Source organism: Pantoea sp. MT58 (assembly GCF_014495885.1).
GTDB classification, from domain to species: Bacteria; Pseudomonadota; Gammaproteobacteria; order Enterobacterales; family Enterobacteriaceae; genus Pantoea; species Pantoea eucalypti.
On record NZ_CP061083.1, the window covers coordinates 3,291,575 to 3,315,472 of the forward strand.

22 protein-coding genes are annotated in these 23,898 nt (G+C 55.9%); 15 read left to right on the forward strand and 7 right to left on the reverse strand.

Annotated elements, in window-relative coordinates; translation table 11 throughout:
* Positions 1-134 precede the first annotated feature (134 nt).
* Both mrcB and hrpB read right to left on the reverse strand, forming a co-directional pair.
* The gene (mrcB, locus tag IAI47_RS15615) at positions 135-2,666 is read right to left on the reverse strand and encodes a bifunctional glycosyl transferase/transpeptidase (protein ID WP_008925619.1); all 2,532 of its coding nucleotides are present in this window, start codon (positions 2,664-2,666) and stop codon (positions 135-137) included.
* Between the two features lie 98 nt (positions 2,667-2,764).
* A complete protein-coding gene (hrpB, locus tag IAI47_RS15620; RefSeq protein WP_008925618.1) occupies positions 2,765-5,248 on the reverse strand; it encodes an ATP-dependent helicase HrpB in 2,484 nt (827 codons plus the stop codon).
* 30 nt (positions 5,249-5,278) lie between these two features.
* Here hrpB and thpR point away from each other — a divergent pair, with 30 nt between their 5' ends.
* The 9 genes from thpR (at position 5,279) to panD (ending at position 12,336) form a co-directional block, all read left to right on the forward strand.
* Complete coding sequence (gene thpR / locus IAI47_RS15625; protein WP_008925617.1) at positions 5,279-5,836, forward strand: RNA 2',3'-cyclic phosphodiesterase; 558 nt, start codon at positions 5,279-5,281, stop codon at positions 5,834-5,836.
* A complete protein-coding gene (gene sfsA / locus IAI47_RS15630) occupies positions 5,814-6,518 on the forward strand; it encodes a DNA/RNA nuclease SfsA (protein WP_008925616.1) in 705 nt (234 codons plus the stop codon). The genes thpR and sfsA overlap by 23 nt, the downstream gene beginning before the upstream one ends.
* A 247-nt stretch (positions 6,519-6,765) precedes the next feature.
* Complete coding sequence (gene dksA / locus IAI47_RS15635) at positions 6,766-7,221, forward strand: RNA polymerase-binding protein DksA (protein WP_008925615.1); 456 nt, start codon at positions 6,766-6,768, stop codon at positions 7,219-7,221.
* Between the two features lie 73 nt (positions 7,222-7,294).
* On the forward strand, positions 7,295-8,173 hold the full coding sequence (gluQRS, locus tag IAI47_RS15640; protein WP_008925614.1) for a tRNA glutamyl-Q(34) synthetase GluQRS: 879 nt from the start codon (positions 7,295-7,297) through the stop codon (positions 8,171-8,173).
* A gap of 86 nt (positions 8,174-8,259) precedes the next feature.
* Entirely contained in the window at positions 8,260-9,678 is a 1,419-nt protein-coding gene (pcnB, locus tag IAI47_RS15645) for a polynucleotide adenylyltransferase PcnB (protein ID WP_219848844.1), read from the forward strand.
* Positions 9,675-10,160 carry a 2-amino-4-hydroxy-6-hydroxymethyldihydropteridine diphosphokinase gene (gene folK, locus IAI47_RS15650; protein ID WP_008925612.1) on the forward strand — a complete coding sequence of 162 codons (486 nt, stop codon included), beginning with the start codon at positions 9,675-9,677 and terminating at the stop codon, positions 10,158-10,160. The genes pcnB and folK overlap by 4 nt, the downstream gene beginning before the upstream one ends.
* An 83-nt stretch (positions 10,161-10,243) precedes the next feature.
* Complete coding sequence (gene panB, locus IAI47_RS15655; RefSeq protein WP_008925611.1) at positions 10,244-11,038, forward strand: 3-methyl-2-oxobutanoate hydroxymethyltransferase; 795 nt, start codon at positions 10,244-10,246, stop codon at positions 11,036-11,038.
* 15 nt (positions 11,039-11,053) lie between these two features.
* Complete coding sequence (gene panC / locus IAI47_RS15660; protein ID WP_008925610.1) at positions 11,054-11,908, forward strand: pantoate--beta-alanine ligase; 855 nt, start codon at positions 11,054-11,056, stop codon at positions 11,906-11,908.
* Between the two features lie 47 nt (positions 11,909-11,955).
* Positions 11,956-12,336 carry an aspartate 1-decarboxylase gene (panD, locus tag IAI47_RS15665; protein WP_008925609.1) on the forward strand — a complete coding sequence of 127 codons (381 nt, stop codon included), beginning with the start codon at positions 11,956-11,958 and terminating at the stop codon, positions 12,334-12,336.
* A gap of 66 nt (positions 12,337-12,402) precedes the next feature.
* Here the strand turns inward: panD and IAI47_RS15670 are convergent, their stop codons facing one another.
* The 3 genes from IAI47_RS15670 to IAI47_RS15680 form a co-directional block, all read right to left on the reverse strand.
* A complete protein-coding gene (locus IAI47_RS15670) occupies positions 12,403-13,416 on the reverse strand; it encodes an acyltransferase family protein (protein WP_187961151.1) in 1,014 nt (337 codons plus the stop codon).
* A 423-nt stretch (positions 13,417-13,839) separates the two neighbouring features.
* Positions 13,840-14,610, reverse strand: a complete 771-nt coding sequence (locus tag IAI47_RS15675) for an ABC transporter permease (protein ID WP_003854661.1) — start codon at positions 14,608-14,610, stop codon at positions 13,840-13,842.
* Entirely contained in the window at positions 14,607-15,536 is a 930-nt protein-coding gene (locus IAI47_RS15680) for an ABC transporter ATP-binding protein (protein WP_003854662.1), read from the reverse strand. Before IAI47_RS15680 ends, IAI47_RS15675 begins: the two co-directional genes overlap by 4 nt.
* A 108-nt stretch (positions 15,537-15,644) precedes the next feature.
* Here IAI47_RS15680 and can point away from each other — a divergent pair, with 108 nt between their 5' ends.
* Complete coding sequence (can, locus tag IAI47_RS15685) at positions 15,645-16,301, forward strand: carbonate dehydratase (protein WP_003854664.1); 657 nt, start codon at positions 15,645-15,647, stop codon at positions 16,299-16,301.
* An 81-nt stretch (positions 16,302-16,382) separates the two neighbouring features.
* On the opposite strand, the gene hpt is transcribed toward can, so the two are convergent.
* A complete protein-coding gene (hpt, locus tag IAI47_RS15690; RefSeq protein WP_008925605.1) occupies positions 16,383-16,919 on the reverse strand; it encodes a hypoxanthine phosphoribosyltransferase in 537 nt (178 codons plus the stop codon).
* Between the two features lie 234 nt (positions 16,920-17,153).
* Here hpt and IAI47_RS15695 point away from each other — a divergent pair, with 234 nt between their 5' ends.
* Complete coding sequence (locus IAI47_RS15695) at positions 17,154-18,437, forward strand: cystathionine gamma-synthase family protein (RefSeq protein WP_187961152.1); 1,284 nt, start codon at positions 17,154-17,156, stop codon at positions 18,435-18,437.
* Here the strand turns inward: IAI47_RS15695 and cueO are convergent, their stop codons facing one another.
* Positions 18,438-20,051 carry a multicopper oxidase CueO gene (cueO, locus tag IAI47_RS15700; protein ID WP_008925604.1) on the reverse strand — a complete coding sequence of 538 codons (1,614 nt, stop codon included), beginning with the start codon at positions 20,049-20,051 and terminating at the stop codon, positions 18,438-18,440.
* A 181-nt stretch (positions 20,052-20,232) separates the two neighbouring features.
* Here cueO and IAI47_RS15705 point away from each other — a divergent pair, with 181 nt between their 5' ends.
* The 4 genes from IAI47_RS15705 to IAI47_RS15720 all read left to right on the forward strand — a co-directional run bounded on the left by IAI47_RS15705 (position 20,233) and on the right by IAI47_RS15720 (position 23,850).
* Positions 20,233-20,580: a YacC family pilotin-like protein gene (locus IAI47_RS15705; protein ID WP_003854673.1), complete on the forward strand. Its 348-nt coding sequence runs from the start codon at positions 20,233-20,235 to the stop codon at positions 20,578-20,580.
* Between the two features lie 102 nt (positions 20,581-20,682).
* Positions 20,683-21,546: a polyamine aminopropyltransferase gene (gene speE / locus IAI47_RS15710; protein WP_008925603.1), complete on the forward strand. Its 864-nt coding sequence runs from the start codon at positions 20,683-20,685 to the stop codon at positions 21,544-21,546.
* A gap of 27 nt (positions 21,547-21,573) precedes the next feature.
* Positions 21,574-22,383, forward strand: a complete 810-nt coding sequence (gene speD, locus IAI47_RS15715; RefSeq protein ID WP_003854677.1) for an adenosylmethionine decarboxylase — start codon at positions 21,574-21,576, stop codon at positions 22,381-22,383.
* Between the two features lie 174 nt (positions 22,384-22,557).
* Positions 22,558-23,850 carry a glycoside hydrolase family 28 protein gene (locus IAI47_RS15720; RefSeq protein WP_008925602.1) on the forward strand — a complete coding sequence of 431 codons (1,293 nt, stop codon included), beginning with the start codon at positions 22,558-22,560 and terminating at the stop codon, positions 23,848-23,850.
* The last annotated feature ends 48 nt before the right edge of the window (positions 23,851-23,898 follow it).

The window sequence follows — 23,898 nt, forward strand, 5'->3', positions numbered from 1 at the left end:
AGATAATATGCGAACTTCAGCGGACACTGCAAGAAGAAATCCCAGTCGTGACGCCGTTTGCAGGGCGATTGATGCGTATTAATCAGCAACAAAAAAAGGGCGCCGAAGCGCCCTTATAAACCTGTCTGACTGATTTATTTGCCAAACATATCTTTGATCCAGCCTGCTACGCCGTCGCTGTCTTTCTGCTCCTGCGGTTGCTGGGCCGGTTGTTGTTGCGGCTGCTGCTGCTGCTGTTGATCAAACAGCTGTTGCTGCTGCTGAACCTGCTGCTGCTGTTGCTGACACAGCGCATTCGGATCCAGCGCCCACACCGGCAGAGAACGCCAGGTGCTGCTGCCCGTGCCACAGACAAAGTTACCGGCTGAATCGACATTCATCATCGACACATCCTCCGGTGGCGTCAGCTGCAACGGCATCGGTGCCTGAATGTCGAGGTAACGACGATAAAGCTGCATCGCGCCACTGGCACCATAGAGTTTGGTCGGCTGGTTGTTATCGCGCCCCACCCAGGTGATCGCGACTTCTTTGCCATCAATACCGGCAAACCAGCTGTCGACCAGGTCGTTGGTGGTACCGGTTTTACCGGCCAGATGCGCATTCGGGAAGCGCGCACCCAGTGCACGGGCGGTACCGTGGTCAGCAACCTGCTGCATGGTGTAGAGCGTCAGATAGGCCGCCTGCGCGGGTTCAACCCGTTCTGCCTGCGGATAGCTCTGATAGAGCACGCTACCATCTTCCGCAATCACCGAACGTACTGCAGAGAGCGATGCGCGGTTACCGCCGCTGGCGATTGACTGGAACGCCTGCGCCACTTCAACCGGCGTCAGGTTCATGGCACCCAGCAGCATCGCCGGAACCGGATGCAGCTGATCTTTCGGCACACCCAGCTTGCTCCAGGTATCCACCACCGCATCCAGCCCCAGCGTCATACCGAGGTTAACCGTCGGCACGTTCATGGAGTTGGTCAGCGCATCCACCAGCATCACTTTTCCGCTGAAGCGACGATCGTCGTTCATCGGTTTCCAGACGCTGCCGTTTGGCTGCTTCAGCGCAATCGGCTCATCGGCGATCCAGCTGTTCAGCCGGTAGCTGTTTGGCTGGCTCAGCGCGGTGAGGTAGGTGGCGGGTTTCGCCAGTGAACCAATAGAGCGGCGCGCCTGTAACGCACGGTTGTAACCGGCGTACTGCGGATCGGCACCGCCGACCATGGCGCGGACTTCACCGCTAAAGCGGTCAACCACCACCATCGCGGTTTCCAGATCTTTCAGGCCACGCTGTTTTTTCAGCGTCGGAATACCATCAATAACGGCTTTTTCGGCTGCATCCTGTGACACCGGATCCAACGTAGTGAAGATTTTCACGCCGGAGAGATCTTTAATCTTATCGCCCAGTTTCGCCTGAAGCTCGTTACGCACCATCTGCATAAAGGCAGGCTGCGGCGTGATCACGCCCCCTTTCGGCTGCACGCCCAGCGGACGCGCCGACAGCATGTCATACAGCTCCTGGTCGATCACTTTCTGCTGCTGCAACAGGCGCAGCACCAGGTTGCGTCGTTCCAGCGCCAGTTTCGGGTTACGCCACGGGTTATAGAGCGACGCACCTTTCACCATGCCAACCAGCATCGCCTGCTGATCCAGACTGAGCTCATCCACCGGGCGGCCAAAGTAGTAAAGGCTCGCCAGCGGGAAGCCGCGGATCTGATCACTCCCTGCCTGACCGAGATAGACCTCGTTCAGATAGAGTTCCAGAATGCGATCTTTGCTGTAGCGCGCATCCATGATCACCGCCATATAGGCTTCACGCGCTTTACGCCACAGTGAACGCTCGTTGGTGAGGAACAGGTTCTTCACCAGCTGCTGGGTCAGCGTACTGCCGCCCTGCACCGCTTTCCCGGCCGTGATGTTCGCCAGGAAGGCGCGACCAATGGAGTACGGGCTGATGCCATCGTGCTCATAGAAATGGCGATCTTCGGTAGCGATCAGCGTATCGACCAGCAGATCCGGGAAACCGGCGCGTGGCACAAAGAGACGCTGTTCACCATTCGGCGACTGCAGCATGGTTATCAGGCGTGGATCGAGGCGGAAAAAGCCAAAATCACGGCCGGTTTCGAGGTTTTTAATCTCGCTCAGCTCATCTTTCGTGAAGCTCATGCGCGCGTGGATCTGTCCCTCTTTACTGTCGGGGAAATCAAACGGGCGACGCAGCAGATCGATGGTGTTGCCCTTCACCGAAAACTCGCCAGGGCGGGTAATTCGGGAGACTTCGCGATACTGGGTTCCTTCCAGCAGCGCCACCATTTCACTTTTGTTGTAGGCCATACCCGGTTCCAGGCTGACCATGCGACCATAGACGGTCGCGGGCAGTTGCCACACTTTACCGTCAATACGGCTGCGAATTTCTGAGTCGAGGTAGATGCCCCATGCGACCATGACCACCACAAACACCAGGAACAGTTTAATTAACCATCCCAGCCAACGGCGTTTGCCGCGCGGCGGTTTTCCACCTTTACCTTTACGTGGCACCGGCGCTTCCTCCTCGTCATCATTAAAATCGTCCTGATCGATATCCTGTTCGATATCCCTGCGTCGTCCCCGGCCCGCACTGCTGCGCGGCGGCAACGGTTTACCTTTGCGCCCTATTGGTTCGCGATCGTTCCCAGACATGACTTTTTTTCTCCAGGCAGTGCTTACGGCAGCGCCGCTACTCTAACTGCTTTCTCGCGTGCCGCATGGCAGAACCCTCTGAATTCGATCCAGCGGACTCAACCCTGCGGGGACATTTTTTTGGTTCGCCTTGTTGGCAAGGCATTGGCCGGATCCTCTGGCCAGGGATGTTTAGGATAACGCCCCTTCATCTCTTTCCTGACTTCAGGCCAGGCACCGCGCCAGAACGCCGCCAAATCGCGGGTGATCTGCAATGGGCGCTGGGCGGGCGATAACAGCTCCAGCACCAGCGGAATACGTCCTTCCGCCACGGCAGGATTCGTCGCCTCACCAAACATCTCCTGAATCCTGACCGCCAGCGCGGGCGGCTTGTCCGCATCATAGCGGATCGGCAGCCGGCTTCCGGTCGGCACAGTGTAATGAGTTGGCAGCACAGTATCCAGCCGCTGACGTTGCGACCATGTGAGTAAATGTAAGAGTGCCGTCGTCAGGTTCACCGCCTGCAGGCTGCGGAGATCGCGCACTGCTGACATCTGCGGCAATAGCCACTGTGGCAGGATCTTAAGCAGGCTCTCATCGTCTGTGGCGGGCCAGCTCTCTTCCGGCAACCACTGCGCCGCACACTGGATGCGCAGGCGCAGCTGTTCGGCATCCGGCGTCCAGCCCAGCACTGACAGACCTTTTTCGGCAATCCAGCGCAACATGGCTGCGTGCAGCACCGCCGGTTCCGGGCGCGCCATCGGCTGTGTCTTCAGTATCAGCGCGCCAATCTGCTCGCGTCTGAACGCGCGCAGTGTGCCTTTCTCTTCGTCCCACTCCACTTCAGTGCGGCGCTCAATCAATGCGGGCTGCTGCTGGCACAACGTCTCAATGTCGACCGGTAGCGCCAGCAACATCCGGGCATCCGGCGTGGTACTGCCCTGTAATAGAGCAGGCGCAATCAGCCATTCATTGCGTGTCAGGCCATCCTGCTCATCCAGTCTGGCACCCAGGCCGTTGGCCAGTTGATAACGGCCACTCTGGTCACGTCGCCGCGCCAGCCGATCGCCAAAGCCCACCGCCAGCAAGTAGGCGAAACGATCTTCATCGACCCGTCCGCCACGAATTTTGAGTCGTTGCTGCCACTGCTGCGCGCGTCGCTGCCATGGAGACTGTGGCCGATGCAGGGCATCCCGCAGATCGGCACTGCCGCTACGCGGAGGATCTTCCAGAATCGCCACCAGCAGCGCGGCGCTGGCAACCGCATCCGGTTCATCGCCTGCGGCACAGAGCATAGCAGCCAGTCGGGGATCGCAGCCCAGCTGCGCCATGCGCCGTCCCAGCGTGTTGAGCAGGCCGTTGCTGTCCAGCGCACCCAGGCGAGTCAGCTGCTGTTTTGCGGCATCCAGATTTCTGGCGGGCGGCTGATCCAGCCACTGTAACTGGTGCGGCTCGGTACAGCCCCACTGCAGCAGATCCAGCCACAGCGACGAGAGATCGCTGTTCACAATTTCCGGTTCGCTCTGCGCCGCCGCACGGGATGCCTGCTCCTGCGGTAACAGATGCAGACAGAGTCCCGGCATCAGTCGCCCGGCGCGACCTGCACGCTGGATCATGGATGCCTGGCTGATTCGCTGGGTCTGCAGCCGCGTCACGCCGCTGCGGGCGTCAAACAGAGCGCTGCGCTCAAGCGCGCTGTCGACCACCAGCCGGATCCCCTCAATGGTCAGGCTGGTCTCAGCGATATTGGTGGCAAGCACCACTTTGCGGCGTCCGGCAGCAGCGGGAAGTATCGCCCGGCGCTGCGCCGCCAGCGGCAGTGCCCCATAGAGCGGTGTCAGGTCCACGTCGTCGCTGATGCGTGATTCCAGTTCGCGTTTCACCCGTTCAATTTCCGCCACGCCCGGCAGAAACAGCAGAAGTGATCCGGCTTCATCGCGCAGCAGCTGGGCGACTTCACGCGCGACCGCCTCTTCAAAACGCACGTTCGGATTCAGCGACGCGTAACGTCGCTCAACCGGATAGCTGCGCCCTTCTGAGACAATGAATGGCGCGTCCGGCAGCAGCGCCGCCAGCCGGGCATTATCCAGCGTGGCGGACATCAGCATGATTTTAAGGTCTTCGCGCAGCCCCTGCTGCACATCGAGCAGCAGCGCCAGCGCCAGATCGGCCTGCAGGCTGCGCTCGTGAAACTCATCAAGGATCACCAGCGACACGCCCTCCAGCATCGGATCGTGCTGAAGCATGCGCGTGAGCATGCCTTCGGTCACCACTTCAAGCCGGGTCTGTGGCCCGACGCAGCTTTCGCCACGCATCCTGAACCCCACCGTGGCTCCCGGCTGCTCACCGAGCTGCTCCGCCAGCCGCTGCGCGACATTACGCGCCGCCAGCCGGCGTGGCTCCAGCATAATGATTCGTCCCGGCAAGGCTGCATGCTGTAGTAACTGCAAGGGCAGCCAGGTCGATTTTCCCGCGCCGGTGGGCGCGGCCAGCAGGATTTGAGAGGCGTCACGCAGCGCCGCCAGGATGTCAGGCAGCACCACGCTGACCGGTAAATCGCTCACAGCAAACTCCGCTTCTGCCTGTGCTAAGATGGCGCGCATTGTAGCACGTGATATTTGCCGGAGAGCGCCATGGCGACACAACGCTTATTTTTTGCCATCAGCCTGCCTGACGAGATGCAGCAGCAACTGGTGCACTGGCGGGCAGACAACTTTCCTGCCGAGGCGGGCCAGCCAGTGGTCGCAGCGAATCTGCATCTGACGCTGGCATTTCTGGGTGAGGTCGCGCCGCAAACCTCCCAGCAACTGCAAACGCTGGCTTCCCGCATTATCCAGCCCGGTTTTGATCTCGACCTGGATGATGCCGGACACTGGCCACGTCCGGGCGTGGTCTGGCTGGGTTGCCAGCGCGCACCACTGGGTGTGCTGCAGCTCGCCAGCCTGCTCCGTGCGCAGGCCGCCCGACATGGCTGTTACCAGAGTCCGCAGCCGTTTCATCCACATATCACGCTGTTACGCCATGCCACTCAGCCGGTTGCGTTACCGCCACGCGGCTTTCACTGGCGTTTTCGCGTCTCCACGTTTTCCCTGTTTGCCTCTGAATATTCCCGGGGCCGCACCCGCTATCGCGCTCTGGCCAGCTGGCCATTAACGTCTCAGGATCCGCATGCACTTCTCTCCTCCTCTTAAACCCGCCCGCCTGATTGCCCGTTACAAACGTTTCCTTGCCGATGTTATGACGCCGGACGGTGAGGTTCTGACGATCCACTGTGCCAACACCGGCGCCATGACGGGCTGTGCTACGCCGGGCGATCGGGTCTGGTATTCAACGTCCGACAGCCTGACCCGCAAATACCCTCACAGCTGGGAGCTGACCGAAACGCAGCAGGGCCACTGGATTTGTGTCAATACTCTGCGCGCTAACCAGCTGGTGGCTGAAGCGCTGGATCAAAACAGGCTGCCCGCGCTGGCGGGGTATTCCCAGCGTCAGGCGGAAGTAAAATATGGCAGTGAAAAAAGCAGAATTGATTTCCTGCTCAAGGCAGATGCCCGGCGCAACTGCTATATTGAGGTGAAATCCGTAACCCTTCTCCATGAAGGAAAAGGTTATTTTCCGGATGCGGTGACGATTCGAGGACAGAAGCACCTGCGTGAACTGGCGACAGTTGCAGCAGAGGGTCATCGGGCCGTTTTGTTGTTTGCCGTTTTGCACTCGGGGATTGAGGACGTTTCCCCGGCACGCCACATTGATGCGGTGTATGCAGAACAACTGGCTCAGGCGCAACAGGAAGGCGTAGAGATTTTAGCGTATCAGGCAGACTTATCGGCGGAGGGAATGTTTCTTAAATCGCCGATCAACGTAACCTTGTAATATCTTTTGCAATTTTATGTGTTAAGAATGTTCTGAGCTAAGGGCTGAATACGCTGTTCCTCACAGGCTTGTCAAGGTGTGTTCATGAAGAATTGCCAACCCTGACTGCTTCTGTTATTTATAGCGGCCTGTTTTTTTCCCCAATGGGGGATCGATGTACCCCGCAGACGTTAAATGCAGGCTGGCAGCAACGCCACTGCGAGACGGAAGTCAGAGGGTATAGTGCGTGTTATCCAGGAGAAGCAACATGCAAGAAGGTCAAAACCGTAAAACATCGTCCCTGAGTATTCTCGCTATCGCTGGTGTTGAACCTTATCAGGTGAAGCCAGGCGAAGAGTATATGAACGACGCGCAGCTGACCCATTTTCGCAAGATTCTGGAAGCCTGGCGTAATCAATTGCGGGACGAAGTCGATCGTACTGTATCGCATATGCAGGATGAAGCCGCTAACTTCCCGGACCCGGTTGACCGTGCCGCGCAGGAAGAGGAATTCAGTCTGGAGCTGCGTAACCGCGATCGCGAACGTAAACTGATCAAAAAGATCGAGAAGACGCTGAAGAAAGTCGAAGATGACGACTTCGGTTATTGCGATTCCTGTGGCGTTGAGATTGGTATTCGCCGTCTCGAAGCGCGTCCTACTGCCGATCTCTGCATCGACTGTAAGACGTTAGCAGAAATTCGTGAGAAACAAATGGCCGGCTAATGCCGCGTCCAGCCTGTTACCACGCAGCGGAACAAATGTTTGTTTGTCCGCTGCGTGGTCACTTCTGAATCCTATGCCATCCTCCTGTATCGGTCGCTTCGCCCCTTCTCCCTCTGGTGAACTCCATTTTGGCTCGCTTATTGCTGCCCTGGGCAGTTACCTGAGCGCACGCGCGCAAAACGGCATCTGGCGGGTAAGAATTGAAGATATCGATCCGCCACGGGAAGTATCCGGTGCCGCCAGCCGTATCCTGCATCAGCTGGAACACTACGGCTTAACCTGGGATGGCGATGTGTTGTGGCAGTCACAGCGTCATGAAGCCTACCGGGAGGCGCTGGCCTGGCTGCAGCAGCATCGCCAGAGCTATTTCTGCACCTGCCCGAGGCGTCGCATCCAGGAGATTGGCGGTTTCTATGATGGTTACTGCCGGGAACGACAACGCGGACCCGCAAACGCCGCGCTACGTTTGCGACAGCATGCGCCGGTCTTTGCGTTTGAGGATCGACTGCGCGGCCATGTGGAGGCGGACCGACGCCTGGCACAGGAAGACTTTATCATTCACCGTCGTGATGGCCTGTTTGCCTATAACCTGGCGGTGGTTGTCGATGATCATTTTCAGGGTATTACCGAAGTGGTTCGCGGCGCAGATCTTATTGAGCCGACGGTACGACAGATTGCGCTCTATCAGCAATTTGGCTGGCCGGAGCCTGCCTGGTTACATCTGCCGCTGGCGCTTAACCATGATGGCAATAAGTTATCAAAGCAGAATCATGCACCTTCGCTGCCGGATGGCGATGCCAGACCGCTGCTGGTGGCAGCATTGCGTTTCCTTGGACAGCCTGTTTCAGACGGCTGGCAGGACTTAACGCAGGACAAACTGCTGTCTGATGCGGTGTCGCAGTGGAATATCGCTTTGATGCCGCAACAGAACGCCCTGAAACCGGATGCATAGACAACAGCATTCTCAAACGGTTCTCAACAGGCTATGATTAGCCGCTGATTTTACCTACACCCTAATTGCCACTGTCGAGGTGTCCCATTTTTACCCGAGTAGCTAATTTTTGCCGGAAAGTCCTGAAGCGTGATGAAGAGGAAGCCCCAGCAGAGGTTGAACCAGAGCGTCTGATGACCATCATCCCTCGTGAAAGCCATACCATCTCACGTAAAGACATCAGCGAAAATGCCCTCAAAGTGCTCTATCGCCTGAACAAAGCCGGTTATGAAGCCTATCTGGTAGGCGGTGGCGTGCGCGATTTGCTACTGGGGCAAAAACCCAAAGATTTCGACGTGACCACCAACGCCACACCAGAGCAAATGCGTAAGCTGTTCCGCAACTGTCGCCTGGTCGGTCGTCGTTTCCGTCTGGCACACGTCATGTTTGGCCCGGAAGTGATCGAAGTCGCAACGTTCCGTGGCCATCATCAGGTGGAAGAGATTGCAGAAGATCGTAACAGTTCGCAGCGCGCCCAGAGTGGCATGCTGCTGCGCGATAATATCTTTGGTTCTATCGAAGATGATGCCCAGCGTCGCGATCTCACCATCAACAGCCTCTACTACAGCGTGGCTGATTTCAGCGTGCGCGACTATGTCGGCGGCATCAGCGATCTCGAACAGGGCATTATCCGCCTGATTGGCGATCCGGAAACCCGCTACCGTGAAGATCCGGTGCGGATGCTGCGCGTTGCGCGTTTTGCCGCCAAGCTCAATATGCGTATTGCGCCGGAGACCGCCGAGCCGATTCCGCGTCTCGCCTCACTGCTACGTGATATCCCGCCTGCACGCCTGTTTGAAGAGTCACTGAAACTGCTACAGGCCGGATACGGTTACAGCACCTATCTTAAACTGTGTGAATATCAGCTGTTCCAGCCGCTGTTCCCGACGCTGGCACGCAACTTCACGGAAAACAGCGACAGTCACATGGAGCGGATGCTGGCTCAGGTGCTGAAAAATACCGATAACCGCATTCACAACGATATGCGCGTTAATCCGGCATTTCTGTTTGCCGCGATGTTCTGGTATCCGCAGCTTGAAGCGGCCGAACGCATCGCGCAGGAAAGTGGCCTGACCTACTTCGAAGCTTTTGCGATGGCGATGAACGATACGCTGGATGAAGCCTGCCGTGCGCTGGCGATTCCGAAGCGTATTACTTCGCTTATCCGCGATATCTGGCTGTTGCAGTTACGCATGTCACGCCGTCACGGTAAACGTGCCTGGAAACTGATGGAGCATCCGAAATTCCGCGCCGCTTACGATCTGCTGGCGCTGCGGGCAGAAGTGGAAAATAACCCTGAACTGCTGCGCCTGAGCCAGTGGTGGGGTGAATTCCAGGTGGCTGCGCCGCCGCATCAGAAAAACATGCTGAATAACCTGGGTGATGATCCGGTGCCACGCAATAAATCGCGTCGTCCGCGCCGCCGTCCTTCCGCGCCGCGTCGTGACAATCAAAACGCCTCATGACACGGGTTTATCTCGCGTTAGGCAGTAACCTGGCCGATCCGCTGCATCAGGTTGATGCAGCGCTGACCGCACTGGATGCGTTGCCGCAGACGCAACGCATCGCCACCTCTCCGTTCTACCGCACGCCGCCCTATGGCCCACCCGATCAGCCTGATTTTCTCAATGCCGCAGTGGCACTTGAAACCGATCTAAGCGCAGACGCGCTGCTTGACCATACCCAGCGGATTGAGCTGGAGCATGGCCGGGTGCGCAAGGCAGAACGCTGGGGCCCCCGCACGCTCGACATCGATCTGATGCTGTTTGGCGAAGCGGTGATCAACACGGAGCGGTTGATTGTGCCGCATTATGATCTGCAGAACCGCGCATTTATGCTGGTGCCGCTGCTGGCGATTGCCCCGGATGCCCACCTGCCCGACGGCCGCGCACTCAGCACTCTTCTTGCCGCCCTCGACAGCAGCAGCATCGCGCTGTGGCACGGCTGATCAGACAAACGCAACTCTCTGATTCCGCTCTTTCACGCTATCCAGTAAACTGCGCCCATCAGAATTCCTGAGTTGAGAGCGCCATGAAACCCACCACGATTTCACATCTGCGTCAGGCGAAAGCCAGCGGTAAAAAGTTCGCGACGCTGACCGCCTACGATTTCAGTTTTGCCCGTCTGTTTGCCGATGAAGGTATTCAGGTGTTGCTTGTTGGTGATTCACTGGGAATGACGGTGCAGGGGCACGACTCCACGCTGCCGGTCACGGTCAGCGATATCGCTTATCACACCACCGCCGTACGCCGGGGTGCGCCGCAGGCACTGCTGCTCGCCGATCTGCCATTTATGAGTTATGCCACGCCACAGCAGACCTTTGAGAGTGCCGCACAGCTGATGCGTGCCGGCGCCAATATGGTGAAACTGGAAGGCGGCAGCTGGCTGGCTGAGACCGTGCAGATGCTGACCGAACGGGCCGTGCCGGTGTGTGGTCATCTTGGCCTGACGCCACAGTCGGTGAATATCTTTGGCGGCTATAAAGTACAGGGGCGTGATGAAGCAGGCGCAGAGCAGCTGCTGGCCGATGCGCTGGCACTGGAAGCCGCTGGCGCGCAGTTGATGGTACTGGAGTGCGTGCCGGTGTCGGTGGCGCAGCAGATTACCGACGCACTCACGATACCGGTGATTGGCATCGGTGCCGGTAACGTCACCGATGGTCAGATTCTGGTCATGCATGACGCGCTGGGCGTGACTGGCGGTCACATTCCCAAATTTGCTAAAAATTTCCTGGCGGAGACCGGCGATGTTCGCGCGGCGATTCGCCACTATATCGCCGAAGTCGAGGCCGGTACCTACCCGGCGGCAGAGCACAGTTTCCAGTAATCCAGGAGAGTCACCGTGTTGATCATTGAAACGCTGTTGATGCTGCGCCAGGAAGTCCGTCGCTGGCGTCAGCAGGGTAAACGCATTGCGCTGGTGCCGACCATGGGCAACCTGCATGAAGGCCATCTGACACTGGTGGATGAAGCGCGCGCCCGCGGCGACATCGTCATTGTCTCGATCTTTGTCAATCCCATGCAGTTCGATCGCGAAGATGACCTCGCGCGCTATCCGCGCACGCTGCAGGAAGATTGTGAAAAGCTGAACCGTCACCAGGTGGATGTGGTTTTTGCGCCTTCACCGGTTGAAGTCTATCCGCAGGGTACTCAGAATCAGACCTTTGTTGAGGTGCCGGTGCTCTCTTCCCTGCTGGAAGGCGCGATGCGACCAGGCCATTTTCGCGGCGTGGCGACCATCGTCAGCAAACTGTTTAATCTGGTGCAGCCCGATATTGCCTGTTTCGGTGAAAAGGATTTTCAGCAACTGGCTATCATTCGTAAGATGGTGGCCGATATGGGCTTTGACATTGAGATTGTGGGTGTGCCCACCGTGCGGGCTAAAGATGGCCTGGCGCTGAGTTCACGCAACGGCTACCTGACAGCCGATGAGCGTAAGCTGGCACCGTTGCTGAGCCAGGTAATGCGTCAGATGGCGACACGGCTGGAGAATGGCGAGCGTCAGATTGACGAGATCATCGAGGCCGCCAGCGAGGCACTGCTGGCGCAGGGATTGCGTCCTGATGGCCTGGCGATTTGTGATGCGGACACACTGCAGCCGCTGACGGTGGACAGTCAGCGCGCGGTGGTACTGATGGCCGCCTGGCTGGGTAAAGCCCGCCTGATTGATAATCAAACTGTTGACCTGACGCTGTAACTCTTTCTGCGGCAGGTTGTTTTATTTCTCTGACAAGGTTTCTGGCTATGATTCGCACTGTTCTGCAAGGCAAATTGCACCGCGTCAAGGTGACGCAGGCGGACCTCAACTATGAAGGTTCCTGCGCTATCGATCAGGATTTCCTGGATGCTTCCGGCATTCTGCAATATGAAGCGATTGATATTTATAACGTCACCAATGGCCAGCGCTTTTCCACCTACGCTATCGCGGCTGAGCGCGGATCGAAAATCATTTCAGTCAACGGTGCAGCAGCCCGCTGCGCCTGCGAGGGCGATATATTAATTATCTGCTCCTATGTGCAGGTTGAGGATGCCGAAGCGCGTCAGTGGCTGCCTAAAGTCGCCTATTTTGAAGGTGACAACCAGATGAAACGTCTGGCGAAAGCACTGCCAGTACAGATCGCCTGATTAATCGTTTATCTAAAAAAAGGGCCGCCGATAAAACGGTGGCCCTTTTCAATTCTGCTCCAGCAATTAAACCGGTTTGGTTGTCATCGGCTTTGATGACTTTTTCATCGTAAAGAGGAAATTAAACCAGCCGTGTTTTCTCATCAGACATAATGTCCACGGCAATGCCAGCGCCACCAGAAACGCTGAAATAAACTTCAGGTCATTTACCCAGGCTGACGGGCTTTCAAACTTCACAATCTTACTGAAGAACTGAATCGCCAGATAATGCGACAGGTAAAAGACAATAGAGTTGACGCCAATGTAGTAAACCAGGTCAGATTTCAGCTTAAGCGCAATCCAGACAAAAAACGGAACCGACAATAGTGCCAGCGGTGATAATAACGCCTGGGAATGACGTTCCAGTATAAAGATATTCAGGCAGGAAAGAAGTACAAAACTCACTACTGAAATCAGCAGCGTCGGACCATGCTGCACTTTCTCTGCAATATCCACCTGCTTTCTCACTACGTAATCGCCGAGATAGAAGAAGACAAACAGATAAAGCGATTTGTTGATGTGCGTATTGTCGAAGCTGGCAAACACGCCATCCGCCTCAATCGCCGGCAGCGCCCAGCTCAGCGTCATACAGATGGCAAACACCAGCAGGAATGGCAGGTGACGCGCAAAGATAATCACAATAAAGAAAATAAACAGTGAATGCAGGAACCAGGTCATATCACCGCCACCGGTCAGGTGGGAGAGAATAATATTCATCGGTGATTGCGGCGTATTAGCCATTGAGCTGAACAGGATTTTTAATCCGCCGTAGACGGCTACCCAGACCACAAAAGGATAGAGAATACTGCGTACTTTGTTATTAAAAAAAGGCCTCAGGCCTTTTCTCAACCCTGCATCGACAAATAAACCCGAAACAAAGAACATCAGCCCCAGTCTTACCGGTGCCAGCATCTCGTTCAACAGGCTGCTAAAGGCGGTAAAATGTCCGGCGTTATTATGTACGGCGATAGTGCTGTGCAAAAAAATGATTGCGAGAATACTTAATCCCCGCAGATTATCGATCCACGTTATACGATTCATCTTTTCCTGCCTTTTATTAAAAACTGGCCCTGAATTCGATGCCATTTTTCTTATTGAGAACATCCCAAGCCCACCCTTTCATCCCTGAGCAGAGGAATAACCTTATTCCGGCGGTATTTTGATAATTCGTAATAAAATAAACAACAGTCAGAACTTAAGGCTATTCTTAAAAAAAATTTAACAGTTAAGAATCATTAAGATAGAGAAAGGTGTCAGATTATTATCTGATAATACTTAGGGTTATTTTTTGTGAGAAAGGATGTAAGCGAGGCGCCAGGCGGCTTCAGTGGCATAACAGAAACGTCAGGGTGGGTTTCAGGGGGAATTTTAAGGCCAGCCAGAACCGCAGGTATGGATGTTTTTTACTCAGCAAAAAAAAGCCACGCCCTTATCGAAGCGTGGCCCTTATGATTCAGGTTAACGTCAGGTGCGTAATCCGCGCCCGCGCTGTATCAGCGCATAGACCAGCCAGTAGAACACCAGAATAAAGGCCACCAGTACCGTGAGCGTAAACACCAGCGGCACATCGTTAATGCCCAGGAAGCCATAACGGAATCCGCTAATCATATAAACGATTGGATTCAGTTTAGAGACCGCCTGCCAGATTGGCGGGAGCAGACTCAGTGAATAGAATACGCCGCCCAGATAAGTCAGTGGCGTCAGCACAAAGGTCGGGATCAGGCTGATATCGTCAAAGGTGCGGGCAAACACGGCGTTCAGCAGGCCGGCCAGTGAAAACAGAATGGCGGTCAGCAGCAGCGTGATCGCGACCATCGACCAGGAGTGCACCTGAAACGGCACAAAGAACAGCGAGATCGCCGTCACCAGAATGCCCACGCAGACACCACGCGCTACGCCACCGCCAACATAACCGGCAATAATAATGTGGGTCGGCACCGGTGCAACCAACAGCTCTTCAATGTTGCGCTGGAACTTGGCGCTGAAGAACGACGACGCCACGTTGGCATAGGCGTTGGTGATCACCGCCATCATGATCAATCCCGGCACGATGAACTGCATATAGCTGAAGCCATGCATCTCACCGATACGCGAACCAATCAGGTTGCCGAAGATGATGAAATAGAGCGTCATGGTGATGACCGGCGGCACCAGCGTCTGGATCCAGATGCGGGCGAAACGGTTAACCTCTTTGGCCCAGATACTTTTCAGCGCCACCCAGTACAAATGTGTCATGCTTTTGCTCCTGTTTTTCCCTGCGTCGTCAGGCCAACGAACAGCTCTTCCAGACGGTTGGCTTTATTGCGCATACTCAGCACATGCACTCCCTGCGCGCTCAGCTGACTAAAGACGCTGTTGAGGCCCTGCTCACGCAGCACTTCCACTTCAAGCGTTGAGGTGTCAGTCAGCCGGTACTGAAACCCTTCCAGCGAGGGCAGCGGACTGCGCGGTGCCAGATCCAGGATAAAGGTTTCTGATTTGAGCTTGGACAGCAGCCCTTTCATCGAGGTGTTCTCCACCAGCTCACCGCTCTGGATAATGCCGATGTTGCGACACAGCATCTCCGCTTCTTCCAGATAATGGGTGGTGAGAATGATGGTGGTGCCTTTGGCATTAAGATCTTTCAGGAACACCCACATGGAGCGGCGCAGTTCGATATCCACGCCAGCGGTCGGCTCATCCAGAATCAGCAGTTTAGGCTCATGCATCAGCGCGCGGGCGATCATCAGACGACGTTTCATGCCGCCGGAGAGCATGCGCGCACGTTCGGTGCGTTTGCCCCACAGATCAAGCTGCTTCAGATACTTCTCCGCACGCTCATTGGCTTCACGACGCTCAACGCCGTAGTAGCCCGCCTGACTCACGACAATCTGCATCACCGTCTCAAACGGGTTGAAGTTAAACTCCTGCGGCACCAGGCCGAGCTGGCGTTTGGCATTCACCACATCTTTTTCCAGATCGTAGCCAAACACCCGCACGCTGCCTTCGGATTTATTAACCAGCGAGCTGATAATGCCGATGGTGGTGGATTTGCCGGCACCGTTTGGCCCCAGCAGTGCATAAAAGTCACCCGCTTCAACGTTAAGATCGATGCCCTTCAGCGCCTGCACGCCGCCGGGATAGGTCTTGGTCAGCCGGGAAAGTTCCAGTGCATAAGTCATTCTGCATCCATACCCTGTTTTGGTGGCATTGCAATGCCGTTTAAATTTATCAGACCCTGGCATATAGTACGCGCGCGCACTTTGCGCAGTAACCGGTCGCTCAACGCCATGACAGACATTAATACCCTGATCAGAAACAACCGCGAATGGTCAAAATTACTGGTTGAAGAAGATCCCAGCTTTTTTGAGCGTCTCGCCCAGGCACAAAAACCGCGCTTTCTGTGGATTGGCTGCTCTGATAGCCGTGTCCCTGCCGAACGCCTGACCGGACTGGAACCTGGCGAACTTTTTGTTCACCGCAACGTTGCCAATCTGGTGATCCACACTGACCTGAACTGTCTGTCCGTGGTGCAGTACGCTATTGAAGTGCTGGAAGTGGAACACGTTATCGTGTGCGGCCACTACGGCTGCGGCGGTGTGCAGGCGGCAATGGATAACCCGGAGCTGGGATTAATCGACAACTGGCTGCTGCACATCCGCGACCTCTGGTACAAGCATAGCGTGTTGCTGGGGGAACTCCCGCCGGATAAGCGCCTGGACAAACTGTGCGAAATCAACGTTATTGAACAAGTCTATAACCTGGGTCACTCGACCGTGCTGCAATCTGCCTGGAAACGCGGCAAAGATGTCTCCCTGCACGGCTGGGTCTATGGCATTCAGGACGGCTGCCTGCGTAACCTTAATGTCACGGCAAACAGCCGGGAGATCCTCGAACAGCGCTACCGTAATGGCATTGCTAATCTGCGGATGAACGGCGAATCCTGAGCCGATCGCGGCGTAAAGCGCGACATAGCCTACACCAGCTAACCGGTGCAGGCCTTGGAAGAATGTGCGGTCAGAGCGGGATCAGGATTCCAGCGGCACCACTTTGCCGATATAAGGCAGATGGCGATAGTGCTGAGCATAGTCGATACCAAAGCCCACCACGAACTCGTCCGGAATCGCAAAGCCGACATACTCAACGTTTACATCGACTTCACGGCGCTCTGGCTTATCCAGCAGGGTACAGATCGCCAGTGATTTTGGCTGACGCAGCTGCAGAATCTCACGTACTTTGCTCAGGGTGTTACCCGAGTCGATGATATCTTCGACGATCAGCACATCCTTGCCACGAATGTCTTCATCCAGATCTTTCAGGATTTTCACATCACGTGTGCTGGACATGCCGCTGCCGTAACTGGAAGCCGTCATAAAGTCGACTTCATGCGGCACATCAATGGCGCGGCAGAGATCAGCCATGAACATGAATGAGCCGCGCAGCAGCCCTACCAGCACCATATCGCTGCCGCTGTCGCGGTAGTGCTCGTTAATCTCTTTGCCCAGTTCAGCGATGCGCGTGGCGATTGCCTGTTCAGGGATCATCACTTCAACAGTGTGTTTCATTGCGTTCAGCCCGGTTACGTCAGAAAGCCCCGAAGTCTATCACAGACGCAGCCGCGACGGCTGTGCGGCACCCGAAGCAAACGATTACGTCGCGAAATTTATCATACAGGGTCTGCAGCTCACAGAAATGCGCATTACCTTAGAACATTCTGGCATTTACCAGCATGATTCGCTGCATGGTAGCCTTTATCCAACAGATCGTTACTCTACTCGCGCCGCTGGCCGGAGATCACAATGACTTCATATTCAGGCAAAAAAACGCATATTGGCGACAGGCCACTTCACCCTGAAACTCAGATGCTGAACTATGGCTATGATCCCCGCCTCTCTGAAGGTGCGGTGAAGCCGCCCGTGTTTCTGACGTCAACATTTGTCTTCGACAGCGCCGAAGAGGGGCGGGACTTCTTTGACTACGTTTCTGGCCGACGTGAGCCACCGGAAGGCAAATCTGGTGGTCTGGTCTATTCCCGCTTTAATCACCCTAACAGCGAAATTGTTGAAGATCGGCTGGCGGTTTATGAGCAGGCAGAAAGCTGTTCGCTTTTCTCTTCCGGCATGGCCGCCATCTCCACTGCTCTGCTGACGTTTGCCCGTCCAGGCGAGGTGATCCTGCACTCCCAGCCGCTCTATGGCGGCACCGAAACGCTGCTCAGCAAAACGCTTCACAATCTGGATATTCAGGCCGTGGGTTTCAGCGACGGTAATGATGAAGTCAAAGTGCGGGATGCCGCTCAGCAGGCGATGGCGCAGGGCCGGGTGGCGGTGATCCTGATTGAAACGCCGGCGAATCCAACCAACAGCCTGGTCAATATCCGCCTGATGGCGCGTATTGCCGATGAGATTGACCAGCAGCAGGGTTCACGACCCATTATCGCCTGTGACAACACCCTGCTCGGCCCGCTGTTCCAGCAGCCGCTGACGCTGGGCGCTGACCTATCGCTTTATTCGTTAACCAAATATGTAGGCGGTCACTCTGACCTTATTGCGGGTGCCGCAATGGGCAGTAAGGCGCTGATGGCGAAAGTGCGCGCCCTGCGCAGCGCCATCGGCACGCAGCTGGATCCGCACTCAAGCTGGATGCTTAGCCGCTCGCTGGAAACCCTGTCGCTGCGGATGGAGAAAGCTTTTCAAAATGCGGAAGCGGTCGCGGCGTTTCTGCGCGATCACCCGAAAGTGGCGAAGCTGCACTGGCTACCTTATCTGGATGCGGAGAGCGCCGAAGGGAAGACTTATCGTGAACAGTGCAGCGGCGCGGGTTCAACCTTCTCATTTGATATCACCGGCGGCCAGGCTGCGGCGTTCCGTTTTCTCAATGCGCTGTCACTGTTTAAGCAGGCGGTGAGCCTGGGCGGTACCGAGTCGCTGGCCAGCCATCCTGGCAGTACCACCCACTCCGGCGTGCCGCAGGCGGTGCGTCAGCGTATTGGTATCACTGACGCCACGGTGCGGCTGTCGATTGGCATCGAGAACGCCGGCAACCTGATTGAAGACATCAAACTGGCGCTCGATCAGGTGTAATCAGCTCACGGTAAAGCCCAGCATCATGCCGGTATCTTCATGCTCCAGCAGATGGCAATGGGCCATGTAAGCGTGTTCGGCGGCGGCGACATAATTGAAGCGTACCAGCACTTCACTGCGCCAGCCGTCGACATTCACCATATCTTTCCAGCCCTGCCGATGCGGAGCGGGCGGTTTGCCATTTTCAGAGAGAATACGGAACTGAGTGCCATGAATGTGGAACGGATGCAGCATGGCATCGCCCTCCCCTGAAATCGTCCATTTTTCATAATCACCCAGTTTCACCGCAAACGACGGTTTTTTCATGTCAAAGGCCTGGCCGTTGATCTTGTTGCCGTTGTGGAAATCGTAACCGGCGGGCGGCGCATTGCCGTGCATGCTGTGATCCATACCTTCCATGTTTTCCATACCTTCCATACCGTCCATCGGCTCTGCCGCCTTTTTCTTCGGCGTCTGCGGCATCGAATGATGACCGCCCTTGCCCATCGCTTTCTCGCCGTAGCGCTGCATCAATGCCTGCATGCCCTGCTGGTCCAGTTGCGGATCCATCATCAGTTGCAGCCAGCGTGTCGTCAGTCCGTCGGTGGCCGGCAGCGCGGGCAGCGTCGCCAGCCGATCCGGCAGCGTGGCGCTGGCCATCACCCGCAGCGGCAGGATCTGCACCAATGGCAACGGCTGGTCAAACGGCGGTAGCGTCATGCCCATCTGCTCTGTCGGCAGCGTGACCAGATCAAAGGCCTTGCCATCAGAGGTATCAATCATTACCTCAAAACGTTCGCCCGGCAGGAGCGGTAACGCGTCGAGCTTTACGGGCTCAGCCAGCAGACCGCCATCGCTGGCGATGATATAAAGAGGACGTTTATCACTGGCGGCAATGTTCAGCGAACGGGCGTTACAGCCGTTGAGTAGCCTCAGACGCATGCAGCCCCGCGGTACTGCATGCTGCGGATACTGCACGCCGTTGGTCAGCATCATGTCGCCAAACCAGCCCACCGCGGCGCGCATCACGTCGAGCTGATAATCAATATGGCTGCCATCTTTGGTCAGCTGCTTATCCTGGAAAATCAGCGGCACATCATCCACGCCCCACTGCGAAGGCAAGCGCAGCGTTCCGCTCTCTTTGTCTTCCAGCAGGATCAGGCCCGCCAGCCCCTGTGCCACCTGATGCCCGGTCTTACCGTGCAAATGCGGGTGATACCAGCAGGTGGCGGCGGGTTGATCGGGCGTAAAAGAGACCTGACGCGAACCACCAGGCGCAATCACCGCTTGCGGGCCGCCATCGACGGCGCCGGGGATTTCCAGACCGTGCCAGTGCAGGGTGGTCGCCTCATTGAGGCGGTTATAGATGTTGACCGTAACCGGTTTACCACTCTGCATCTTCAGCACCGGTCCCAGCAGGCTGCCGTTATAGCCCCAGGTCGGCACCGCTTTGCCGTTCCACTGGGTGGTGCCCTGCATCGCGGTGAGGCTGTAGCTTCCCCTGGCATCAGGTTCCAGCAGCGACGGGATCGGCAACAGTGGACGGGTGGCCGCCATCAGCGAACGGCTCCAGAGCGGCAAAGCTCCGGCTGCACTCAGTGTGGCGGTGAGTTTCAGGAAATGGCGACGTTGCATGGTGATCATCCTTGTGGCATCAGTGCAGACAGCCTAAACCCTGACCTTATGGGAAGGTCAAGTCTTACCCGTGAGAATCTGACGAAAAAAGGCGGTACAGCGCCCTGCAGCGCCAAATTAATCGAAAATCTGAGAATAACTGTGCTAACGTCATGAGCAATATCCATTGAAGAGAAAGACTATGAAGCAAAGTATCAGGATCCTGCTGTTGACGGGACTCCTTGGCTTCTCCTCCACCAGTTTTGCCCTGAGTGAATCCGAAGCGGAAGATCTGGCTGATCTCACGGCGGTTTTCGTCTATCTGAAAAATGATTGTGGCTATCAGGATTTACCGGACGCGCAGATTCGCAAAGCGCTGGTCTTTTTTGCTCAGCAGAACCGCTGGGATTTAAGTAATTACAGCAACTACAACATGAAGGCGCTGGGCGAAGATAGCTATCGCGATCTCAGCGGCATCGCCATCACCAACGATAAAAAATGTAAGTCACTGGCCCGCGATTCCCTGAGCCTGCTGGCCTACGTCAGGTAACAGCTCTGCCCTCTGCAGCCGGACATTGACCGTGCAACGGCGGTCAGTGTTAGCTATCATGTGCCGCCCATCTTCATGGCGATGTCATCAGAGGAGAGCACCATGGCCCAAAATGAAACGTGGTATGAAACCCTTCATGCTGGTTTTGGCCAGTATTTCACGGTAGACAAAGAGCTTTACCGTGAAAAGACTGCGCATCAGGATTTAATCATTTTCGAAAATGCCGCAATGGGCCGTGTTATGGCGCTGGACGGCGTTGTTCAGACCACCGAACGCGACGAATTTATCTATCATGAAATGATGACTCACGTTCCACTGCTGGCGCATGGCGCGGCGAAGAGCGTCCTGATTATCGGCGGCGGCGATGGCGCAATGCTGCGTGAAGTATCACGTCATCCTGAAGTCGAAAAGATTACTATGGTGGAGATCGATGCGGGCGTCGTAACCTTCTGTCGCCAGTATCTGCCAAACCACAGTGCAGGCGCCTATGACGACCCACGCTTTACGCTGGTGATTGATGACGGCGTTAATTTCGTCAATCAGACCCAGGAAAAATTCGATGTCATCATCTCTGACTGTACGGATCCAATTGGTCCGGGCGAGAGTCTGTTTACCTCCGAATTTTATGCGGGTTGCAAAGCGTCCCTTAATGAAAATGGCATCTTCGTGGCGCAGAATGGCGTCTGCTTCCTTCAGCAGGATGAAGCCGTCAACAGCCATCGCAAGCTGAGCCACTATTTTGGCGATGTCAGTTTCTATCAGGCGGCGATTCCGACCTACTACGGCGGTATTATGACCTTTGCCTGGGCGAGTGATAATCCGGCGCTGCGCCAGCTTGATACCGCCACTCTGCAGACACGTTTCAAGGCTGCTGGCCTGACCTGCCGTTATTACACACCAGCGATTCATACCGGCAGCTTTGCTCTGCCTCAATATCTGTTAAATGCTTTATCTGCCGCGTGCTGATCGGGCATTTTTAAGGGGTTAACAAAATTGCAAAAGCTAAAACTACATGGCTTCAATAACCTGACGAAAAGCCTGAGTTTTTGTATTTACGATATCTGTTACGCGAATACTGAAGCTGAACGCGATGGTTACATCGCCTACATTGATGAACAATATAACGCTAACCGGTTGACGGAAATCCTGACGGAGACCTGCTCAATTATCGGGGCTAACGTGCTCAACATTGCACGCCAGGATTATGAACCGCAGGGAGCCAGCGTCACGATTCTGGTCAGTGAAGAGCCGATCGATCCCAAAGATATCGATAACTCCGAGCATCCAGGCCCGCTGCCAAACTCGGTAGTGGCGCATCTCGATAAAAGCCATATCTGCGTGCATACCTATCCGGAGAGCCATCCTGAAGGCGGGCTCTGCACCTTCCGTGCGGACATTGAAGTCTCAACCTGTGGCGTGATCTCACCGCTCAAGGCGCTGAACTACCTGATCCACCAGCTGGAGTCAGACATCGTTACCGTCGATTACCGGGTGCGCGGTTTTACCCGTGATGTGAAAGGGATGAAGCACTTTATCGATCACGAGATCAATTCGATTCAGAACTTCATGTCTGACGATATGAAAGCGATGTATGACATGGTGGATGTGAATGTCTATCAGGAGAACATCTTCCACACCAAGATGTTGCTGAAAGAGTTCGACCTGAAACACTACCTGTTTAACACCCGCCCGGAAGATCTCAGCCCGCAGGAGCATAAGCGTATTACTGACCTGCTGTGGAAAGAGATGCGTGAGATCTACTACGGCAGAAATATCCCCTCAGTGGGCCTGAAAACCCTCTGATGATCCGGCGCGCAGCGTGACACCCCATAACCTGCGCGTCTCTTCCCACTTATCCCTCCGACTTTTCATCACGGCAACCGCCGTAATTCCCTGATCGCCAGCAATAATTTGCCTGCCAGAGCGTGCTACTTTCAGCGCTGAACGCTCATTTCTCAACCACTACAGGCAAAAAAAATGGCAAGAATTAACATTATTGATTTCGCTGCCGTCCCGGACGCCACCTCACTTTCCACTCAGGCGATACAGCGCGCGATTGATAGCGCATCAGCAGGCGACACGGTGCTGATCCCGGCTGGCCGCTTTCTGACCGGTGCGCTGTTTCTGAAAAGTGAGATGACGCTGGAGCTGGCGAAAGATGCCATGCTGCTCGGCAGCCAGCGGCTGGAGGACTACCCGGACATCCCTACGCGCGTGGCGGGAATTGATATGGTCTGGCCCGCGGCGATGCTTAACATTAATCACTGTCGCAACGTCACCGTCTGCGGCAGCGGCACGTTCGACGGACAGGGTGCCGTCTGGTGGCATAAATTCTGGGGCGACGACGAGAACAGCGGGATGCTGGCGGACTATACCCGTCGCGGCCTGCGCTGGGTGGTGGATTACGACTGCAGGCGTCCACGTAACGTAGTGGTTTACGAGAGCGAATGCGTGACGCTGGAGGACTTCACCTCACAGGATTCCGGCTTCTGGAACCTGCACGTCTGCTATTCGAAACAGGTGAATCTGCAGAGGCTACGTGTCATGAACGCCACCGGCCCCAGCACCGACGGCATTGATATTGATTCCAGCCAGTTAGTGCGTGTGGAGAGCTGTACGGTCTCCTGCAATGACGACAATATCTGCGTGAAATCGGGTCGCGGCGCGGAAGCACAGCAGCTCGGCAGAACCGCACGCGATATCATTATTCGCGACTGCACTCTGCTGAAAGGTTCGGGCATTACCCTGGGCAGCGAAACCTCTGGCGGTATCGAAAATGTCATCATCGAACACAACCGTTTTTCCGGCACTGGCGTCGGCTTTCGCATCAAGTCCGCCCGAAATCGCGGCGGCTGGATCAAAAACATCGTGGTTCGCCATCTGAAGATGGAGGATGTCTGTTATCCGTTTATGCTGCAGCTGAACTGGTTCCCGCAGTACAGCTACAGCGAACAGCCCGCCGACACCAAACAGCCGCCACACTGGCGTAAGCTGGCATCAGGCGTCACGGGTGATGCTGGCCTGACGCGGGTTGAGAATATCAGTATCAGTCATATCAGCAGCAGCCTGACTCAGCCAGCGGCGTTTTCCCGCGCCTTTTTTGTTGAAGGCACGCCGGAAAACCCAATCGAACAGCTGAGTTTCAGCGATATTACGCTGCAGGCGCAGGAGTTTGGCAAAATAGCGGGCGTAACGAATCTGAGGTTTGAGCGGGTTACGGTAGACGCGCCGGCAATGACGCGCGAAGAGCATGACGCCTACGCGCGTTAACGGCGACTGCAGAAGATAAACGCGCAGTGCTGCTCTCACCCTGCTTTA

What these genes read in the sequence shown, in the direction of transcription:
- mrcB (WP_008925619.1), bottom strand. Translation starts at nt 2,666, where the DNA reads ATGTCTGGGAACGATCGCGAACCAATAGGGCGCAAAGGTAAACCGTTG.
- hrpB (WP_008925618.1), bottom strand. Translation starts at nt 5,248, where the DNA reads ATGCGCGCCATCTTAGCACAGGCAGAAGCGGAGTTTGCTGTGAGCGAT.
- thpR (WP_008925617.1), top strand. Translation starts at nt 5,279, where the DNA reads ATGGCGACACAACGCTTATTTTTTGCCATCAGCCTGCCTGACGAGATG.
- sfsA (WP_008925616.1), top strand. Translation starts at nt 5,814, where the DNA reads ATGCACTTCTCTCCTCCTCTTAAACCCGCCCGCCTGATTGCCCGTTAC.
- dksA (WP_008925615.1), top strand. Translation starts at nt 6,766, where the DNA reads ATGCAAGAAGGTCAAAACCGTAAAACATCGTCCCTGAGTATTCTCGCT.
- gluQRS (WP_008925614.1), top strand. Translation starts at nt 7,295, where the DNA reads ATGCCATCCTCCTGTATCGGTCGCTTCGCCCCTTCTCCCTCTGGTGAA.
- folK (WP_008925612.1), top strand. Translation starts at nt 9,675, where the DNA reads ATGACACGGGTTTATCTCGCGTTAGGCAGTAACCTGGCCGATCCGCTG.
- panB (WP_008925611.1), top strand. Translation starts at nt 10,244, where the DNA reads ATGAAACCCACCACGATTTCACATCTGCGTCAGGCGAAAGCCAGCGGT.
- panD (WP_008925609.1), top strand. Translation starts at nt 11,956, where the DNA reads ATGATTCGCACTGTTCTGCAAGGCAAATTGCACCGCGTCAAGGTGACG.
- IAI47_RS15670 (WP_187961151.1), bottom strand. Translation starts at nt 13,416, where the DNA reads ATGAATCGTATAACGTGGATCGATAATCTGCGGGGATTAAGTATTCTC.
- IAI47_RS15675 (WP_003854661.1), bottom strand. Translation starts at nt 14,610, where the DNA reads ATGACACATTTGTACTGGGTGGCGCTGAAAAGTATCTGGGCCAAAGAG.
- IAI47_RS15680 (WP_003854662.1), bottom strand. Translation starts at nt 15,536, where the DNA reads ATGACTTATGCACTGGAACTTTCCCGGCTGACCAAGACCTATCCCGGC.
- can (WP_003854664.1), top strand. Translation starts at nt 15,645, where the DNA reads ATGACAGACATTAATACCCTGATCAGAAACAACCGCGAATGGTCAAAA.
- hpt (WP_008925605.1), bottom strand. Translation starts at nt 16,919, where the DNA reads ATGAAACACACTGTTGAAGTGATGATCCCTGAACAGGCAATCGCCACG.
- IAI47_RS15695 (WP_187961152.1), top strand. Translation starts at nt 17,154, where the DNA reads ATGACTTCATATTCAGGCAAAAAAACGCATATTGGCGACAGGCCACTT.
- cueO (WP_008925604.1), bottom strand. Translation starts at nt 20,051, where the DNA reads ATGCAACGTCGCCATTTCCTGAAACTCACCGCCACACTGAGTGCAGCC.
- IAI47_RS15705 (WP_003854673.1), top strand. Translation starts at nt 20,233, where the DNA reads ATGAAGCAAAGTATCAGGATCCTGCTGTTGACGGGACTCCTTGGCTTC.
- speE (WP_008925603.1), top strand. Translation starts at nt 20,683, where the DNA reads ATGGCCCAAAATGAAACGTGGTATGAAACCCTTCATGCTGGTTTTGGC.
- IAI47_RS15720 (WP_008925602.1), top strand. Translation starts at nt 22,558, where the DNA reads ATGGCAAGAATTAACATTATTGATTTCGCTGCCGTCCCGGACGCCACC.